The sequence below is a fragment of the Morganella psychrotolerans genome (genome assembly GCF_001676055.1).
GTDB classification, from domain to species: domain Bacteria; phylum Pseudomonadota; class Gammaproteobacteria; order Enterobacterales; family Enterobacteriaceae; genus Morganella; species Morganella psychrotolerans_B.
In genome coordinates this window covers 25,135-43,712 of sequence record NZ_LZEX01000005.1, presented here as the reverse complement: position 1 = coordinate 43,712, position 18,578 = coordinate 25,135, and the positions used below count along the sequence as shown (strand labels likewise).

The following is an 18,578-nucleotide window of genomic DNA, read 5'->3' as shown; positions in this document are numbered from 1 at the left end:
CATAAATAAAGCCCGGATTTCCGGGCTTTATTTTTATCTGCGATTCGTCCTGAATAACCTCAACACATTTACCCCGTAATTTGCGGAAAGAGTTTCAGTTTATCCGCAATAATATTGAGTAATCCGGACATCAATAACTGAATAGCTAATGTAACAAGAATAATGCCTGAGATTCGGGCCAGCGTATCCATAACACCGGAGGATAAACGCCCGTGAAGTGGTCCTGTCGCCAGAAAAGTCAGGGCAACAGTAGGCAGCATCATAAGAATAACAACGGAAAGCTGCAGCAGTCCGGACAGCGAATCACTATGCCCCGCCAGAGAAATACCGACAGCAATAGTTCCCCCCCCCATAGACAGCGGGAAAAGCAACGGCACCATCGCCAGCCTCATGATATCTTTCGGCGGCGTAACGTTGACCGGAATATCACTGTGCTCCTCTTTGACACCACGAATAAGCATCGGCCATCCCTGAGACAGTAATGCAATTCCGCCTGTTACGGTCAGCGCATCAGCGCTTAGTCCCAGAGCCGTCAGTAACCAGTTACCTAACCAGATAACCACCAGCATGACCAGTGTATATCCTGCTGCAATTTTCCATGCAATTTGCCACAGTATCCCCCGATCAACCCGGCCCAGTATAATTGTGGCTGCGGTTATGGTCGCCGGGGGACTGAACAGTGACAGGAAAGTCACATAATTAAGCAGAATATTATCGAACCATACATTCATCTTTCAGATTCCATTTTCTCAGGTAACCGGCAACCAAACAGAAAATAAGCGTGCCTGCAATCACGCTCAGAAAGATACCAGAGTCATCTGCCATTATTACCGGTAAAGGTTATATCCCAGCGCGTTCGCGACAGATGCCACCATTTTTTGCCCACGGACACTATTCCCGTCATCATCCAGCGGCGGAGAAAATGCCGCAATTCCCATCACACCCGGAACCACGGCCAGGATCCCTCCGCCGACACCACTTTTCCCCGGCAGCCCGACGGTGTACGCCCAATCACCGGAGCGACCATACAACCCTTCCATTGTCATTTCTGCGAGAATATACGGTGTATGCGCCGGATCCAGTACCTGCTCACCGGTAACCGGGTTGCGCCCGTGCGCGGCAAGCGTTGCCCCCATGGTTGCAAGCTCAATGGTTGTCAGTAACGTGGAGCATTGGCGCGTATAAACATCACAGGCCTCCATCGGATCACAATACAGATTTTGTGCCGAATACAGCAGCCACGATATTCCCCGGTTATGGAAATTTGTCGTTTGCTCCGAGTGATTAAGTTCATCTGACAGCGCTATCTGGTCAGATCCCAGGCGGCGCTGCATAGTTAAAATTCTCTGCCAGCGCTCATCTGCAGATTTTGCCTGAACCGCACTAACTGTCGCAATGGCTCCTGCATTGACCAGCGGCGACAACGGTTTATCGTTATGCAGCTCCAGCGCCATGACTGAGTTAAAGGGCAGCCCGGTAGGATCAGCACCAATATTATCCTGAACCGCTTTCGGACCAATATCTTCCAGCGCCAGCGCCAGCGTGCAAACCTTGGAAATGGATTCGATGGCAAAACGGTAACCGGCATCACCACTGCTGATAATATCGCCTGCCGCTGTCACAACGGCAACCGCCGCGAGATCAGACGGGATATTTGCCAGAAACGGAATGTAATCTGCATTCGCACCGCCCGGCGTTTTATGAAACTGAGTCAGGGCATTATCAACGGCCTGCTTAATTGCGGTTAAGTCCGTCATGATGATTTTCCTTTGTTTTCCCATGTGAATGGTGCGAAGTCACTGTTTTGGTCACGCCAGCCCGGTTTGCGGATCTGATAAATCACAAACGGAAGCAGAACAAACAGTACCGTTAACCCGATCAGCGAGCCGACATACACTTGCGGGCTGCCGACCGCAATTTGCGCCGGCGGAATAAAACTGAACAGGAAAGCCGTCAGTGAGCCGAGAAGCCCCATGCCGCCGAGGATAATCATCCCGGCATTTCCGCCCGGGATCCGGTAAGGTCTGGCGCGCTGCGGCTGACTGAAACGCAGATAAATCGCCGCACTGAACATCAGCATATACATAATAAGATAAAGGATAACAGTCAGTTGGCTGAGGATCTGATACGCTGCCTGAACGGATGGCAGCACCACAAAGAGTACCGCAAGCAATGACACCAGCACGGCCTGCACCAGCAGAATATGTGTCGCCATTCCGTTTTTATTGGTGCGCTGAAACCAGTGCGGCAGATATCCTGCTTTCGCCACTTCCAGAAGCCCGGAAGACGGACCCGCGACCCACGTCACCACACTTGCCAGCACGCCAATCGCCAACATAAACGCCACAATCGGCCCCATCCACGAAATATGCGCCCACCGGAACATATCGTCATACGCAACCAACAGACTCTGCGTCAGACTTATCTCTGACTGAGGAATAATAAACGCGATAGCCAGTGTTCCCAGCACAAAGATAGCCACTGTCCCGCCGGCCGCCAGAATAATCGCTTTCGGGTAGTTTTTTGTCGGGTTCTCAATATCTTTCACATGGATTGCATTCATCTCCATACCCGCATAAAACAGGAAGATACTGGCTGCCAGAACAATATTATCGAAGTTGGAAAAATCAGGCAGAACCTGATCCCAGGCAAGATCTATCTGCGGTGTCTGCCCACTGAAAATATAGGAAAATCCAAGAACAATCAGGATAATAGCCGGAACAATTGTCCCGATAATCCCGCCCCATTTTGATACTTTGGCAAATGCACCGACACCTTTAAACGCAATAAAGGTCGCCAGCCAATAGATAAACAAGACTATGCCGAGCACAAAGAATTTATTTGCCGCCAATGCTTCATCAAACGTCTGATGCGGATCGATAAAGGCAAGGGAAACAGCACCAAATGTCAGCCCGGTCGGGAACCAGACTGTCACTTCAATCCACAGCATTGCCATCGCAAGAAATGCCAGACGGGGACCAAATGCTTCCCCTACCCAGCGGAATACACCGCCCTTTTCTGACCAGCCGGTTGCCAGTTCCGCTGCGACTAATGAAACAGGGATCAAAAAGAACACCGCAGCAAAGAGATAATAGAAAATCGCACTCAGCCCGTATTCTGCTTCAGCGGGCAACCCGCGCAGACTGACCACCGCCACAATATTCATGACGATAAGTGTTCCGACAGTCAGCTTCGCTGTGTTAACAGACGGTTTTTTTATTGCGTTATCAACCATAAAACACCCCGGAAGAAACATAAAGGAGAGCCTCCGGCAATTCATCTGCCGGAGGAGCTGTTTGGTCAGCCGTGATGGAAAGTCGCTTTCGCCGTAGATTTCACCACCGGATTTTGCCTGAAGTGATCGATAGCCCGCTTAATATCATCCAGCAACAGTGCAGCCAAATCACGGCTGACACCATGGCGGATCATAATCCGCTGAACGATGGTTTTCTCTCTGTCAGCCGGCAGCGGATAAGAGGCAATCAGCCAGCCACGCGCCCGGATACGGTCAGAAAGGTCGTAGAGATTGAACTGCGTGACTTCCGGCTTCAGTTTATAAGCAACTGCCGGTAATCCGCCGTGTCCGTTATAAACCAGTTCGAAAATCCCCAGTTTATCCAGTTCCTGAGCCAGCCACTGTGCTGTATCCGCGCAGGATTGCTGGATTTTGGTATAACCGGCACGACCAAGACGCAGGAAGTTATAATACTGAGCAATGATTTGCCCGCCCGGCCGGGAGAAGTTCAGGGCAAACGTCGGCATATTACCGCCGAGATAATCCACACTAAAAATCAGCTCTTCCGGTAAATCCTCTTTACTGCGCCAGACAACCCAGCCCACACCCAGAGGTGATAAACCGTACTTATGTCCTGAGCTGTTAATTGATTTCACGCGCTCAATACGGAAATCCCATACCAGTTCCGGCTGAATAAACGGTGCAATAAACCCGCCGCTGGCGCCATCCACATGCAGCGGAATATCCAGCCCGGTATCGCGTTCAATGGCATCCAGCTCTTTTGCCAGCGCCTCCACCGGTTCATAAATACCGGTAAACGTTACCCCGAGCGTTGCCACTACGCCGATAGTATTTTCATCACAATACTCACGTAAATCAGCGGGTTGCATACCTAATGCATTACCTTTCAGCGGCACCTGACGGATTTCCACATCAAAGTAACGGGCAAATTTTTCCCAGCACACCTGAACCGGCCCGGTCACCATATTCGGTTTTGTTGTATCTTTACCCTGCGCTTCGCGTTTTTTGCGCCAGCGCCATTTCATCGCCAGTCCGCCAAGCATGGCCGCTTCGCTGGACCCGGTTGTGGAGCAGCCGATAGTGTCTTCAGCCCGGGGTGAATGCCATAGATCAGCAATAATATGCACACAGCGACTTTCTATTTCAGCTGTTTGCGGATATTCATCTTTGTCGATCATGTTTTTATCGACACTGTCTGTCATCAGTTGTTTAACTTCATCTTCAACCCAGGTCGTACAGAATGTCGCCAGGTTCTGGCGTGAGTTACCATCCAATAACAGCTCATCACGCACAACACTGTAGATAATCCGGGGATCACTGCTCTCTTCAGGGATCGTATACTTAGGTAATTTTGTATCCGCATCCGCTGACGCATAAATGTCAATAAAATCTGAACTATTCTTTGTTTTCACAGCATGAAGAGACATAATTTTTCCTCACTTCCCTTTTATTAACCATTAAAAATAATTAACATCTCTCACCGGTAATATCCGGTGATTAATGACATGCAGATATATACCCGTTCTGCTTCAGGATGCCCGGGTATTGACTACATAAAGCACAATCCGTCACATAGCTTATCTATACTCCCGAATGTCTTCGTTTTTTATCTGCATGCATCCCGGGGTATTCAGAGTGTAAAAAATAAAAATCACACTAAAAACCGAATGGACACTAAGTAGATTAGCTTATAAACCAAGCAAACCTCAAACTCACAAGCAGACCATGTATTATTATTTTTTATGTTATTTATCTTAAAAGGAAATAAATATAGAATGAGAAATAAACAACCCATATCAGGACAATGAAAAAACAAAGATAAAACATTAATTTATCTGATTAAGGAATTATGACAACCGGCGTGAAAATACATCCCGCATAACAGTCAAAAACAGGAATAAATTAATCTTACCTGAATAGAAAACAAGCAAACCCCGGGTTAAATAAAACCGGTTATAAAAATTACTCAGATTAAACACTTTCAGGAAACTCCGCCTTTACTGATTAAATAACAGTGAAAAGCAGAAAACACAGGATAAATACGTAGTTGATGAGCTAAAAAAGCCTTTACCGGGAGATGTTTCCACCACAAATATAAAATGGAGTTTTTCACAAAATATACCTGACCCGAAATAAGACTGATTAATTTTATAAAAGGTGTTCTGTATGATGTTGTTCTGCTATCTGAGAGCAATAACGGCAAGTTTACGGAAAAAAACGCAATCAGAAATGATATGCAGTTACATCACTTCTCTGAAAAATATAAAAACAGAAATCTGAACATTATGTCTGGTTAAAAAAAACAACATTTATAATGTTCTATTATTACGATAAGGGATATTAAACAGGAAAAAGCAGAAAACACCGTTAAAAAAATGCACAACAAACAAAAAAGCCAACAAACCAACCTTTCACGGCCAATAAGTTGGCATTTCTTGCCAATTATACTTTTTTATCGTTATTTTATTAAAATATTCAGCATTCTGCGTAATGGCTCAGCGGCACCCCATAACAGCTGATCACCGACAGTGAACGCTGAAATGTAATCCGGTCCCATATTCAGTTTACGAATACGCCCGACAGGTGTTTTTAATGTTCCGGTCACCGCCGCCGGCGTCAGCTCACGCATGGTTATCTCACGATCATTCGGCACGACATGTACCCATTCATTATGAGCGGATAACAGGGCTTCTATTTCCGCTACCGGCAGGTCTTTTTTCAGTTTAAGAGTGAATGCCTGACTGTGACAGCGCAGCGCGCCAATCCGCACACACAGACCATCGACAGGAATAATATCCTGACCGCGAACCAAAATTTTATTGGTTTCCGCCTGCCCTTTCCACTCTTCGCGGCTCTGCCCGTTATCCAGCTTCTTATCAATCCACGGAATCAAACTGCCCGCCAACGGCGCGCCAAACTGCTCTGTCGGTAATGATCCGTTGCGGGTAAATTCTGTCACTTTCTGCTCAATATCCAGGATTGCAGACGCCGGATTTTGTAATTCTTTTACCACATGTGCATTCAGCGCACCCATCTGAACCAGCAACTCACGCATGTGCCGTGCACCGGCACCGGATGCGGCCTGGTAAGTCGCAACAGATGCCCATTCAACCAGATCATTGGTAAACAGGCCGCCCAGCGACATCAGCATCAGGCTCACAGTACAGTTACCACCGACAAAGGTTTTGATCCCGTTGTTCAGCCCTGCCTCAATATGTTTTCCGTTAACCGGATCTAAAATGATAATAGCATCATCATTCATCCGCAGTGCCGAGGCCGCATCAATCCAGTATCCGCTCCAACCGCTCTGCCGCAGCTTAGGATAAACCTCATTGGTATAATCCCCCCCCTGACAACTGATAATGATATCAAGGGCACTCAGTGCATCAATATCAAACGCATCCTGAAGCGTGCTGCGATGCCCGCCGAACTGTGGCGCTTCTTCGCCGGTCTGTGATGTGGAGAAAAATACCGGACGAATGCCGTCAAAATCCCGCTCTTCTGTCATGCGCTGCATCAGCACTGACCCCACCATCCCGCGCCAGCCGATAAATCCCACATTTTTCATCGTGATGTTTCCTTTTTATTATCTGAACTGTATTTGCAATAGTGTTAACGTGACAAAATCTGAGTAACGGTGCAAGTGAATTTATTGATGACTCCGCACGGGTAAGAAGCCACACTAATAACAGAGGCTGCGGGTTTTCATCCGGCAACGCCTGATTTATGCAGGGCATAAGCATAACAATCTCCGGAACAGGGCAAAATAATGATGTATTACGGTTTTGATATGGGTGGTACAAAAATTGAGCTGGCGGTCTTTAATGATGCACTCGAACTGGTCTGGCAAAAACGGGTTCCGACCCCGAAAGAGAGCTATGCAGCACTCCTTGATGCATTCCGGCTGCTGACAGAACAGGCTGATAATGAACTGAAATGCACAGGAAAAATTGGTATTGGTGTGCCCGGGATAGTCAATCATGAGAAAGGCACGGTATTTACCACCAATGTTCCTGCGGCAAAATATCAGCCACTTCGCCATGACCTGGAAACCCTGCTGAAACGTCCGGTAAAAATAGATAACGATGCAAATTGCTTTGCACTTTCTGAGGCCTGGGATCCGGAGTTCCGCCAATATCCGACTGTGCTCGGTTTAATTCTGGGAACGGGTGTCGGCGGTGGCTTTGTTATTGACGGAAAAATTCTGCCGGGAAAAAACGGGATTGCCGGGGAGATAGGTCATATCAATATGACGCTGGAAGGCGATAAATTACTGGAACATAAAGTGCCCGCCACACTCTGTGGTTGCGGAAAAACCGGTTGTTTTGAAACTTATCTGTCCGGCCCCGGTTTTGAACGTATTTTCACTGCATTCTATGGTGAAAAGCGCAGTGCCGTTGATATTATCACCCGTTATTACAATGGTGATATTAAGGAAAAACAGCACGTTGAACGCTATATGTCACTGCTGGCCCACTACCTCGGTAATGTTCTGAGTATATTTGATCCGGATTTACTGGTTATCGGTGGCGGATTATCTCAGTTTGAAGAAATTTACCGTCTGTTACCGGAATATCTGCCGCCGCACCTTTATGGTGTTGCATCTCTGCCCGCCATTCATAAAGCCCGTTACGGTGATTCAGGCGGGGCACGGGGTGCAGCATGCCTGAATTTAACTGACTGACAGTCAATACGATAATGCCCGGTCAGCCGGGCGTTATATCCCCCTTGTTCATTTAAACGACAAATTTGCCGGCTGTACGAAGAGCGCCGCCTGTATCCTGAAAATTCCGGATATATCAAAAAACAGTAACATTACTAATTATTTTTTATTGTAAAAGCCGGGAAATATAACGTTGTCACTCTTACCTTTATTTATTCCACTATAATAGTTAATATTACCTTCAAACTTTTGCTACAATATGGTTATCAGTAATGTTAATGAACATATTATGTTTATATTTTTGCAGATAAACGCATTATATTTTGTGATGTGTTATCAATTAAAACACTGAACATACATATTAATTATTATCATAATGTAGACGGACATAGTTTATACATCACAAGAATGATAAATATAATTAAAGTATGTTTGGTTGTAAAAAAAATATCAGCTAACTCTTATCTTATTTTTTTTGAAAAAAAAGATAAATTCAGTGTACCTGAAAGATAGTGAATAATATGAGAACACTGTTATTTATACATAGGATATGCATGCGCTTACCGGAAAACTCAGTAATAGCCCCATAATGTAATTAACAAACAATGCTATATTAATACGATATCATAACGCTGACGCCCGCATATCAGCTTTGGATTAAACAGACCTAAGGGAAATTGCGTATTTTTGTGATATTGATATATCATAAAGGCAAAACATAATGAATTTTATTAATCACACTATTTTTCCGGCAATAAATTATGAAGGTGCTGATCTGCATGATGATAAATTTCATGTTGTTGCATCGCGTGTTACGTATGATATCCGAATAAATAATCGTGACGGACAGAGTCAGCTTATCATCTCCCCTGAGCAGCACCCCCTGAATTATACTGATGTCAGTTACAATGAAACAATAGATACCAGTATTGAATATGAAAGTGATTTAGCACCTTATAAGCCAAAAACAGATATTGTGATTAATGCAACTGCATTTGTTCCGGAAAATAATCCTGTGCCTGTTTTTGATGTGGGTATTCAGATTGGCAAATTCCTGAAGGCTCTGCGGATTTTTGGTCCCAGGAGTTGGATAAAAGAGGACAACGAATGGTTATTAACGGAATCAGAACCAATCAGCTATCTTGATATCCGTTATGAGTATGCTTTCGGCGGCTCTTATACCGTCAATAATGACATTATTTCCTCACCGGCAAATCCGATAGGTATGGGATGGTATCCGGAATCGTTTTTGGCACAGTGTAATGAATTACACCTACCAGCCAACCAAATAGAATCACCTAACACCCCTGTTGAGCATATCAGTCAGATAATCCGCCCTGATGGTCTGGGTTTTTTCGGGCGTAACTGGCTGGGGCGGACGGAATATGCCGGGGCATATCATCAGGAAGAAATGTCATCACGCCAGCCTCAGATGCCGGAGAATTTTCACTACTGGTGCGGCGCGCACCCGACATTACAAATTCCGCATCTCAAAACCGGTAATAAACTGCCGTTGAAACTGTTTGGTCTGCTCTCTGCCACAGAAATTGAGCGCCAGCACGTTTCATTTTATGTGCCGGTTGAAAATATGTTTGTGTTTATCGGATCCGGACTCGGGTTTTCTATCCCGAAAAATTTACAACTCGATACCGTGGTTGTAGATATGAATCTGCGGAAAGTTTTCTGTACTTACCGGATAGCACTGCCGGGATCACTGAATATTTCAGAAATGACATTGCGTCATATCCCCGAAAATTCCGGCAGGTAGTTCGCTGTCTGCCGGTCCGGCTTAACAATTTTCATTTAAGTCGCCCCTGATTGTCTGCACCAAAAATTACGGTTAAGTAGCGATAAATTATCCTTAAAACTCATATTATCAATTATGAAAATCGTACATTCTTAAAATACCAAAATATAAAATAAAACATGTATATAAATCAATTTATATGTAATTTAAAATTACAGGGTTCAAACACAAATATATCTTAATGTTATTTTAAACAAACAAAAAAATATTTATTAAAAAAGAAAAAGTCATATCTCTTACCAACGATAAAGAATATATTACTGAAAAATAAAATGACCGTCCCATACAGTTACTCTGCTGTACGGGAGGCAATCTGCTAATTATTTTACATAATCACCGGGTTATCATGAAAAACAACACTCCCGTCACACAGTGTGAATATACACTTAACGACAATGCAATATTAATGTCGACAACCGATACACAAAGCCATATAACATATGCGAATTCTGCTTTTATAACGGCCAGTGGTTTTAATGAAATACAGTTAACAGGCCAGCCACATAATATTATCCGCCATCCCGATATGCCATCCGCTGCGTTCGCTGACATGTGGTATACGTTACAGCAGGGTGACAGCTGGACCGGAATAATAAAAAACCGCTGCCGGAATGGTGATCATTACTGGGTCAGGGCAAATGTTACCCCCGTGTGGCATAACGAAAAACTAACAGGCTATATTTCTGTTCGTACTGTGCCCTCTCAAGATGAAGTTGAGAAAAGTGAATCTCTTTATAAAAAAATAACGAACAATAAATTAAAAGGATTTAGTCTTTTTAAAGGGATAGTTATTCGACGGGGGAAAATGGCATTACTGTCTGTATTTAAATGGCTCCCTGTCAATCAACGTATTAATTATTCTTTAGCAACTATTATGCTGCTTATTTTAGCCCTGATATTTTCTCCGTTTAATCCATTCATTCAGGCTGGTGGTACTCTTTTCTTATTTATCCTGCTGTCAATTTACCTTAAATCACAAATTACAGATCCGGTTAAGTTATTATTATCTCAAATGAAAAAAGTTGTTTCGGGAAGAAAATTAGTTCCGCAACATCCTGACAGAGTAGATGAAATAGGCCTGCTGATGCGGCTGGTGAATCAGTCAGGGCTGAACCTCAGTTCACTGATTGATGATGTCAGCACACAAATTGCCGGGATCAGGGCGATTAATCTGCGGGTATCGCAGGAAACAACAGCACTGCATACACGCTCCGGAGAGGCATCTGCGGATCTCCAGCAAACGGCGGTCGCCATTGAGGAAATAAGCAGCGCGGTACAACAGACAGCAGAGAGTGTGTATCTGACCATGGATATTGCGGATAAGGCAAGCAACAGCGCAATACAAAGCAATGATACCATGCAGAAAACGATTGATATGATGCATACCATTTCTGCGGATAATAGTCAGATTGTCGATATTATTGGTGTAATTGACCGCATCGCCTTCCAAACCAACATTCTGGCACTGAATGCCTCTGTAGAAGCAGCCCGTGCCGGTGATGCCGGACGCGGGTTTTCTGTTGTTGCCGCAGAAGTCCGTAATCTTGCACTGCATTCAGCCTCTGCCGCAAAAGAGATTAAAATGCTGATCGAGAAAAATGTGACGAATGTAAACACCGGCGTCACTATGGTAGAACAGACAGAAGCACATCTGAGTAAAATGGTTACGGATGTAATTAAGATGTCATCAATGATCAATGAGATTGGCATTGCCACCAAAGAACAGACTCTGGCACTGGAATTAATTAACGACTCTGTTGCCCGCATCGGCACAATGACCGGCAACAATACGGAGATGGTGGATAATGTCACTAATGCCACCTCTGAATTAACACGGCGCTCTTCCCGCCTGCAACAGGCGATTACGGTATTCGGCAACCAGGCCTGAGCCGGTTTAATAAGACCACTGACAGATACCTGATAAGTATCTGTCAGATAAAAGCCTGTACCCAACGTCATTCAGGATACAGCCAACGAACCTGCAAGGGTATAATCAATATCCGGTGAAATGCGATACCTGTAAGGGTTTACCGGCTTTGGCCGGCGGGTTTGGTGGTACTGGTTTCTTACCGGATGCTGACAGGTGGAAATCACGGGTCCGTGATTGTAGCTCAGCAACCTGCATTTTCAGCTCATCAGAAGAGCCGGCCAGTTCATCTGCAATCATCACACTGCCTTGTGTTGCCTGCTCCAGCTCTGAAAGTGCTGTGGCAATTTGTTCAATTCCCTGCTGCTGCTGCTGTGTGGAGACTGAAATTTGCGCCATTAATCCATTAACTAACTCAGCGCCCTGAACAATCTTATTCATATTTTCTTCGGCTTGCGCAACAATATCCGTACCCTGTTTTACATTCCCGGTAGTGACATCAATCAGTGCTTTAATATTTTTTGCTGATTCAGAACTGCGGTGAGCCAGGTTCCTGACTTCACCGGCAACAACCGTAAATCCTCTTCCGTGTTCACCGGCACGGGCGGCTTCAACCGCAGCATTCAATGCCAGAATATTTGTCTGGAAAGCGATTGAATCGATCAGTGTGATAATTTCCGTCATCTTACCTGTGCATTTATTGATCGATTGCATATTTGTGGCAACATTTACCATCAAATCACCACCACGCCCGGCAAACAGAGTTGCTTCCTGAGCGTGCTTGCTGACAAGTACCGTATTCTCTGCATTATTCTTTGTTCCTGCTGCAATTTCTTCCATATTGGCAGACGTTTCAATCAACATCGCAGATTGTTGCTCTGTCTTGGCGGATAACTCAAAGCTACGCATGGCCAGCTGCTCTGATAATACCGATGCGGAATCAGAAGAGGCGCGGATCTCTGTCACCAGCACGGAGATACTTTCCGCCAGTTGGTTTACACCCGGGATCAGGCGACCGGCACAGTTATTACCAAACACGGGGATACGCACCGACAAGTTACCGGCATTAACCTCATCAATACTGTTTTTTACAGCATTGATTGGCTTAACTAAATATTTAGTGATGTAAATCCATGATGAGATAAACGTAAAAATACTGACAATGTTAAGTAAAAATAACTTAATCAGGAATGAGAGAGGTAACAAAAATATAATATTAATTGTAGTGAAATTACAGATGAGAAATATAACGATGACGGTTCTTATACTGGTGTTTTTTAGCATAACTCACTCCATCATTTAGGTTTTTCGATATTTTAAGTATCTAAATAGCCACTTACCCTTTCTTTTGCTTTCTATATAATTGATTATTACCCATGGTATTTCAATTTTTATTGCTCACGAATAAGTGAACTTAATCACATCTGGCCTATAAATATAATAATAAACCAACTAATTATGTCGATTTTCTTAACAATTAGAAAAATTCACAAAAAAATAGCCCGGAATGCATGTCTGACAGACAGCACGACCGGGCTATTGATGGATTGATTTAGTCAGTTAAAACTAAACCGTATTGTTATTTATTCTACTGTGACTGATTTCGCCAGATTACGTGGCTGATCCACATCCGTACCTTTGATTAAGGCGACGTGGTAGGAGAGCAGCTGTAACGGAATAGTATAGAAAATAGGTGCGATCAGCTCTTCCACATACGGCAGAGGAATAATTTTCATATTCTCACTGTTGCTGAAACCCGCGTCTTTATCTGCGAAGACATACAGTAAACCACCACGGGCGCGCACTTCTTCAATATTGGATTTCAGTTTTTCCAGCAGTTCGTTATTCGGTGCGATAATGATGACCGGCATATCCGCATCAATCAGCGCCAGCGGACCGTGTTTTAATTCTCCGGCTGCATAGGCTTCTGCGTGGATATAAGAGATCTCTTTCAGCTTCAGTGCGCCTTCAACCGCGATCGGGAACTGATCCCCGCGACCAAGGAACAATGCATGGCTTTTATCGGAGAAATCTTCTGCCAACTGCTCAATCACTTTATCCTGAGACAGCATGCTTTCAATGCGGCTCGGTAATGCGTGCAGAGCTGTAACAATATTGTGCTCCAGCGCTTTACCTTTTCCTTTCAGACGACCCAGATACGCCACCAGCATCAGTAACACGGTAAGTTGTGTTGTGAATGCTTTTGTTGATGCCACACCAATTTCAGTCCCGGCTTTAGTCATCACCGCAAAGTCTGACTCACGTACCAGAGATGAGCCGGCGACATTACAGATAGCCAGCGATGTCAGATAGCCCAGTTCTTTACCCAGACGCAGAGCAGCCAGAGTATCAGCTGTTTCACCGGACTGTGAAATGGTGATCAGCAGGCTGTTCTTACGACAAGCCGGTTTGCGGTAGCGAAATTCAGACGCGATTTCCACATCACACGGAATGCCGGCCAGCGCTTCAAACCAGTAACGGGATACCATACCTGCATTGAAGGATGTACCACAGGCAATAATCTGGATATGTTCGATACCCGACAGTGTTTCACGGGCTTTTGCACCCAGTTCACTGAACTCAATAGTATCGTTGTGCAGACGTCCTTCCATCGTGTTTTTGATGGCCAGCGGCTGCTCATAAATCTCTTTTTGCATGTAATGGCGGTAAATACCTTTATCACCGGCATCGTACTGAACATTGGACTCAATAACATCGCGTTCAGTTGCATCACCGTTTTTGTCAAAAATAGACACATCACGGCGGGTGATTTCGACAATATCCCCTTCTTCAAGGTAGATAAAGCGGCGGGTTACCGGCAAAAGTGCCAGTTGATCAGATGCCAGGAAGTTTTCACCCACCCCCAGACCAACCACCAGCGGGCTGCCTGAACGGGCTGCAACCAGCAGCTCAGGTGTGCGTGAGTCCATGATGACCGTACCGTACGCACCGCGCAGTTGCGGGATGGCGCGCTGTACTGCTTCACGCAGTGTACCGCCTTGTGAATGCTCCCAGTTGACCAGGTGAGCAATCACTTCAGTATCAGTATCAGATGTGAACTGATAGCCGCGGCCTTTCAGTATTTCACGTAATTCACTGAAGTTTTCAATAATACCGTTATGAACAACAGCAATATTTCCGGAAACATGCGGGTGTGCATTGCGCTCCAGAGGTTCGCCATGTGTTGCCCAGCGTGTGTGCGCAATACCGGTTCCGCCTGTGACAGCGGCTTTTTCTGCTTCTTCCGCCAGCATTCTGACTTTGCCGACTTCACGTAACCGTGTCAGTTTTCCGTCGCTGTCCACGATTGCCATTCCCGCAGAGTCATAACCACGGTATTCCAGACGACGAAGCCCTTCTAACAGAATTTCTGCGATATCACGTTGTGCTACTGCACCAACAATTCCACACATAGTTGTACATTCCTGATTTGACGATGTCCGGCCTGATTGTTTTACGGCTTTGCCGTGTCCCCGGGCTATGTAGATGCGGGGTTATTATTATTATCCCCTTATTCATTCAAACCGCAGGTTCGTTGGCCGCGGTCAGCCAGCCGGGTCACATACTGATGTATGCTCCCCGTCTATCTTCCCTTGCCGCCTGCCTGCATCTTGAATGACGTTGGGTATATTACTTCTTAATATTTCTTACTTCTTAATCTTTTCCGGACGCTTCCAGGCGGCAATCTGTGTTTGTCTGACCCGGCTTATCACCAGTTCATTGTCACCCACATTTTTGGTTACCGTTGTGCCTGCGCCGACAGTTGCACCCTTTCCGATTGTAACCGGTGCCACCAGCTGGGTATCAGAGCCGACAAACACATCGTCACCAATAACCGTTTTGAATTTATTCGCACCATCATAATTACAGGTGATGGTTCCCGCGCCGATATTCACATTATTGCCAATCTCAGCATCGCCTAAATAACTGAGATGTCCGGCTTTGGAGCCTTCACCCAGTATCGCTTTCTTCATCTCAACAAAGTTACCGACATGAGCTTTATCAGCCAGCACAGAGCCCGGACGCAAACGCGCAAACGGGCCGACAGAGCAATCGCGTGCCATTTCAGAGGATTCAATGACTGAATAAGGGCTGATTACCGAGCCATCTCCGATAACACAATCTTTCAGCACACAACCGGCACCGATCACCACATTATCACCCAGGGTAACATTGCCCTCGATAATCACATTCACATCAATCGTGATATCTTTGCCGTGAGTCAGTGTACCGCGCAGATCAAAACGGGCAGGATCCAGGATCATCACACCTTCGAGTAACAGGCGATCCGCCTGTTCACGCTGATAAATGCGCTCAAGTGCGGCAAGCTGAAGGCGGTTATTCACGCCTTCCATTTCACTCAGTTTTTCCGGATGTGCCGTCTCAATACGACGACCCTCCTGATGCGCAATCGCGATAATATCCGTGATATAAAATTCACCCTGCGCATTATTATTATTCAGTTTTGCCAGCCAGCGTTTGAGATCACCACCATTAGCAACCAAAATGCCGGTGTTGATTTCATTGATTTTCAGCTGATCATCGGTGGCATCTTTTTGTTCGATAATCCCGGTGACCTGACCATTTTCACGAATGATACGGCCGTAACCTGACGGGTTATCCAGAATCACAGTCAGCAAACCGATACCGCCCTCTGGTTTTACCGCCATCAGGCGTGCCAGCGTCTCTTTGGCAATAAGCGGGACATCGCCGTACAGCATCAGAATATTTTCATCATCCGTAAAGTGAGGTGCAGCCTGCTGCATCGCATGTCCGGTTCCCAGCTGTTCTGCCTGTAAAACCCAGTTCAGATTCTGATCTGACAGCGTATTTTGCAGCAAATCTCCGCCGTGTCCGTAAACCAGATGCACATTCTGCGCGCCCAATGACAGCGCTGTATCAATAACATGCTGAACCATTGGTTTGCCCGCCAGGTGATGTAACACCTTCGGCAGATTGGAATACATACGGGTGCCTTTACCCGCCGCGAGAATCACTACACTTTTAGCATTCGTTGACATAAGAAATCTGATCGCTCCTCTTTTAGAGTGCCAAGTAAACCTGTTTACACAAGAAAATACCACATATTTCGCAACGCAAAAAAGCCAGTCAGCATAGTGCTGACTGGCTTTCATCTTTTTACTTACTGCCGTTACATCATCTTCTTGGCTAATTCGTCAATTACACGTAATTTTGCAATTGCTTTGGCCAGTTCGGCTGATGCCTGAGCATAATCCACGTCACCATGTGCTTTCCGGATGTTTTCTTCTGCGCGACGTTTTGATTCCATCGCCAGCGCTGCATCCAGATCGTTTGCACGGATAGCCGTGTCCGCAAGTACGATAACGCCATTTGGCTGAACTTCCAGCATACCGCCGGAGAGATAAATCAGTTCTTCTTCGCCAAATTGCTTAACAATCCGTACCATGCCCGGTTTTATGGCAGTCAGCAGCGGGGTATGCATCGGGTAAATACCCAGCTCACCTTCACTGCCCGTCACCTGAATCTTCTGGACTAAGCCCTTAAACAGTTGTTTTTCGGCACTTACTACCGTCAGGTGAAACGTCATTGCAGACATATCAGCCTCCTGTCAACCGGATTAAATCTTCTTCGCTTTTTCCACGGCTTCTTCGATGGTACCCACCATGTAGAACGCTTGTTCCGGCAGATGATCGTAATCACCTTCCAGAATACCTTTAAAGCCACGGATGGTGTCTTTAAGGGAAACGAACTTACCTGGTGAACCAGTGAAGACTTCTGCCACGAAGAACGGCTGAGAAAGGAAGCGCTGGATTTTACGGGCGCGGGCAACAACCAGTTTATCTTCTTCTGACAGCTCATCCATCCCGAGGATTGCGATGATATCTTTCAGTTCCTGATAACGCTGGAGAATTGACTGCACACCACGAGCCACATCATAGTGCTCCTGACCAACAACAAGCGGGTCAAGCTGACGGCTGGTGGAATCCAGAGGATCTACCGCAGGGTAGATACCCAGTGACGCAATCTGACGGCTCAGAACAACGGTCGCATCCAAGTGGGCGAACGTAGTTGCAGGAGATGGGTCAGTTAAGTCATCCGCAGGGACGTAAACGGCCTGAACAGACGTGATAGAGCCTGTTTTGGTTGACGTGATACGTTCCTGAAGAACACCCATTTCTTCCGCCAGTGTCGGCTGGTAACCTACCGCTGAAGGCATACGGCCTAACAGTGCAGATACTTCAGTACCGGCCAGTGTATAACGGTAGATGTTATCAACGAACAGCAGTACGTCACGACCTTCATCACGGAATTTTTCCGCCATGGTCAGACCGGTCAGTGCTACGCGCAGACGGTTTCCCGGTGGCTCGTTCATCTGGCCGTACACAAGTGATACTTTGTCCAGAACGTTTGAATCTGTCATTTCATGATAGAAGTCGTTACCTTCACGAGTACGCTCACCGACCCCTGCAAATACAGAGTAACCGGAGTGCTCAATCGCGATATTACGGATAAGCTCCATCATGTTTACGGTTTTACCCACACCCGCACCACCGAACAGACCGACTTTACCGCCTTTTGCAAACGGGCAAATCAGATCCATTACTTTGATCCCTGTCTCTAACAACTCCTGGGAGTTAGACAGTTCTTCATAAGTAGGTGCCGCACGGTGAATAGACCAGTTTTCTTCTGCGCCGATTTCACCTTTCATATCGATAGGATCACCCAGAACGTTCATGATACGTCCTAAGGTTTTCACACCAACAGGTACTTCAATCGGGTGACCTAAATCAGTTACGACCAGGTTACGGCTCAGGCCGTCAGATGTACCCATTGCGATACAACGGACAACACCGCCGCCTAACTGCTGCTGAACTTCCAGCACCAGCCTTTCTTTACCATTCATAACCTCAAGCGCGTCGTACACTTTCGGTACCGCATCCTGAGGAAATTCGGCGTCCACAACGGCGCCGATAACCTGGATGATTTTTCCAGTAGCCATCTT

At 45.9% G+C, this 18,578-nt stretch carries 13 protein-coding genes; 3 read left to right on the top strand and 10 right to left on the bottom strand.

The annotated features are described in order from the left end of the window. Window positions 1–68 precede the first annotated feature (68 nt). The 5 genes from AYY17_RS05875 to asd form a co-directional block, all read right to left on the bottom strand. Window positions 69–731: a MarC family protein gene (locus AYY17_RS05875; protein ID WP_067399332.1), complete on the bottom strand. Its 663-nt coding sequence runs from the start codon at window positions 729–731 to the stop codon at window positions 69–71. Window positions 732–827: 96 nt separating this feature from the next. Beyond that, window positions 828–1,757: a glutaminase A gene (gene glsA / locus AYY17_RS05870; RefSeq protein ID WP_067422161.1), complete on the bottom strand. Its 930-nt coding sequence runs from the start codon at window positions 1,755–1,757 to the stop codon at window positions 828–830. Further along, window positions 1,754–3,235, bottom strand: a complete 1,482-nt coding sequence (gene gadC, locus AYY17_RS05865) for a putative glutamine/gamma-aminobutyrate antiporter GadC (RefSeq protein WP_067399325.1) — start codon at window positions 3,233–3,235, stop codon at window positions 1,754–1,756. Before gadC ends, glsA begins: the two co-directional genes overlap by 4 nt. A 65-nt stretch (window positions 3,236–3,300) precedes the next feature. Next, complete coding sequence (locus AYY17_RS05860) at window positions 3,301–4,683, bottom strand: glutamate decarboxylase (protein WP_067422159.1); 1,383 nt, start codon at window positions 4,681–4,683, stop codon at window positions 3,301–3,303. A 1,031-nt stretch (window positions 4,684–5,714) separates the two neighbouring features. Then, window positions 5,715–6,824, bottom strand: coding sequence for an aspartate-semialdehyde dehydrogenase (gene asd / locus AYY17_RS05855; protein WP_067422157.1), 1,110 nt, complete (start codon window positions 6,822–6,824; stop codon window positions 5,715–5,717). A 204-nt stretch (window positions 6,825–7,028) separates the two neighbouring features. Here asd and nagK point away from each other — a divergent pair, with 204 nt between their 5' ends. From nagK to AYY17_RS05840, 3 genes are all read left to right on the top strand, one after another. Continuing rightward, window positions 7,029–7,940: an N-acetylglucosamine kinase gene (gene nagK / locus AYY17_RS05850; protein ID WP_067422273.1), complete on the top strand. Its 912-nt coding sequence runs from the start codon at window positions 7,029–7,031 to the stop codon at window positions 7,938–7,940. A 700-nt stretch (window positions 7,941–8,640) separates the two neighbouring features. Continuing rightward, a complete protein-coding gene (locus AYY17_RS05845) occupies window positions 8,641–9,687 on the top strand; it encodes a DUF2169 family type VI secretion system accessory protein (protein ID WP_067422155.1) in 1,047 nt (348 codons plus the stop codon). Between the two features lie 385 nt (window positions 9,688–10,072). Continuing rightward, window positions 10,073–11,614 carry a methyl-accepting chemotaxis protein gene (locus tag AYY17_RS05840; protein ID WP_067422153.1) on the top strand — a complete coding sequence of 514 codons (1,542 nt, stop codon included), beginning with the start codon at window positions 10,073–10,075 and terminating at the stop codon, window positions 11,612–11,614. A 105-nt stretch (window positions 11,615–11,719) separates the two neighbouring features. Here AYY17_RS05840 and AYY17_RS05835 read toward each other — a convergent pair whose 3' ends face one another. The 5 genes from AYY17_RS05835 to atpD all read right to left on the bottom strand — a co-directional run bounded on the left by AYY17_RS05835 (window position 11,720) and on the right by atpD (window position 18,575). Continuing rightward, a complete protein-coding gene (locus tag AYY17_RS05835; RefSeq protein ID WP_067422151.1) occupies window positions 11,720–12,877 on the bottom strand; it encodes a methyl-accepting chemotaxis protein in 1,158 nt (385 codons plus the stop codon). A gap of 299 nt (window positions 12,878–13,176) precedes the next feature. Next, a complete protein-coding gene (gene glmS / locus AYY17_RS05830) occupies window positions 13,177–15,006 on the bottom strand; it encodes a glutamine--fructose-6-phosphate transaminase (isomerizing) (RefSeq protein WP_067422149.1) in 1,830 nt (609 codons plus the stop codon). A 234-nt stretch (window positions 15,007–15,240) separates the two neighbouring features. After that, entirely contained in the window at window positions 15,241–16,614 is a 1,374-nt protein-coding gene (gene glmU, locus AYY17_RS05825; RefSeq protein WP_067422147.1) for a bifunctional UDP-N-acetylglucosamine diphosphorylase/glucosamine-1-phosphate N-acetyltransferase GlmU, read from the bottom strand. Window positions 16,615–16,745: 131 nt separating this feature from the next. Further along, window positions 16,746–17,171: a F0F1 ATP synthase subunit epsilon gene (locus tag AYY17_RS05820; RefSeq protein WP_004236731.1), complete on the bottom strand. Its 426-nt coding sequence runs from the start codon at window positions 17,169–17,171 to the stop codon at window positions 16,746–16,748. Window positions 17,172–17,192: 21 nt separating this feature from the next. Continuing rightward, entirely contained in the window at window positions 17,193–18,575 is a 1,383-nt protein-coding gene (atpD, locus tag AYY17_RS05815; protein WP_067399299.1) for a F0F1 ATP synthase subunit beta, read from the bottom strand. Window positions 18,576–18,578: the final 3 nt, after the last annotated feature.

Bases quoted from the DNA above. Each gene is read 5' to 3' on its own strand.
- asd (WP_067422157.1), bottom strand. From the start codon at position 6,824: ATGAAAAATGTGGGATTTATCGGCTGGCGCGGGATGGTGGGGTCAGTG.
- AYY17_RS05840 (WP_067422153.1), top strand. From the start codon at position 10,073: ATGAAAAACAACACTCCCGTCACACAGTGTGAATATACACTTAACGAC.
- AYY17_RS05875 (WP_067399332.1), bottom strand. From the start codon at position 731: ATGAATGTATGGTTCGATAATATTCTGCTTAATTATGTGACTTTCCTG.
- AYY17_RS05820 (WP_004236731.1), bottom strand. From the start codon at position 17,171: ATGTCTGCAATGACGTTTCACCTGACGGTAGTAAGTGCCGAAAAACAA.
- AYY17_RS05845 (WP_067422155.1), top strand. From the start codon at position 8,641: ATGAATTTTATTAATCACACTATTTTTCCGGCAATAAATTATGAAGGT.
- gadC (WP_067399325.1), bottom strand. From the start codon at position 3,235: ATGGTTGATAACGCAATAAAAAAACCGTCTGTTAACACAGCGAAGCTG.
- AYY17_RS05835 (WP_067422151.1), bottom strand. From the start codon at position 12,877: ATGCTAAAAAACACCAGTATAAGAACCGTCATCGTTATATTTCTCATC.
- glmU (WP_067422147.1), bottom strand. From the start codon at position 16,614: ATGTCAACGAATGCTAAAAGTGTAGTGATTCTCGCGGCGGGTAAAGGC.
- glmS (WP_067422149.1), bottom strand. From the start codon at position 15,006: ATGTGTGGAATTGTTGGTGCAGTAGCACAACGTGATATCGCAGAAATT.
- glsA (WP_067422161.1), bottom strand. From the start codon at position 1,757: ATGACGGACTTAACCGCAATTAAGCAGGCCGTTGATAATGCCCTGACT.
- atpD (WP_067399299.1), bottom strand. From the start codon at position 18,575: ATGGCTACTGGAAAAATCATCCAGGTTATCGGCGCCGTTGTGGACGCC.
- AYY17_RS05860 (WP_067422159.1), bottom strand. From the start codon at position 4,683: ATGTCTCTTCATGCTGTGAAAACAAAGAATAGTTCAGATTTTATTGAC.
- nagK (WP_067422273.1), top strand. From the start codon at position 7,029: ATGTATTACGGTTTTGATATGGGTGGTACAAAAATTGAGCTGGCGGTC.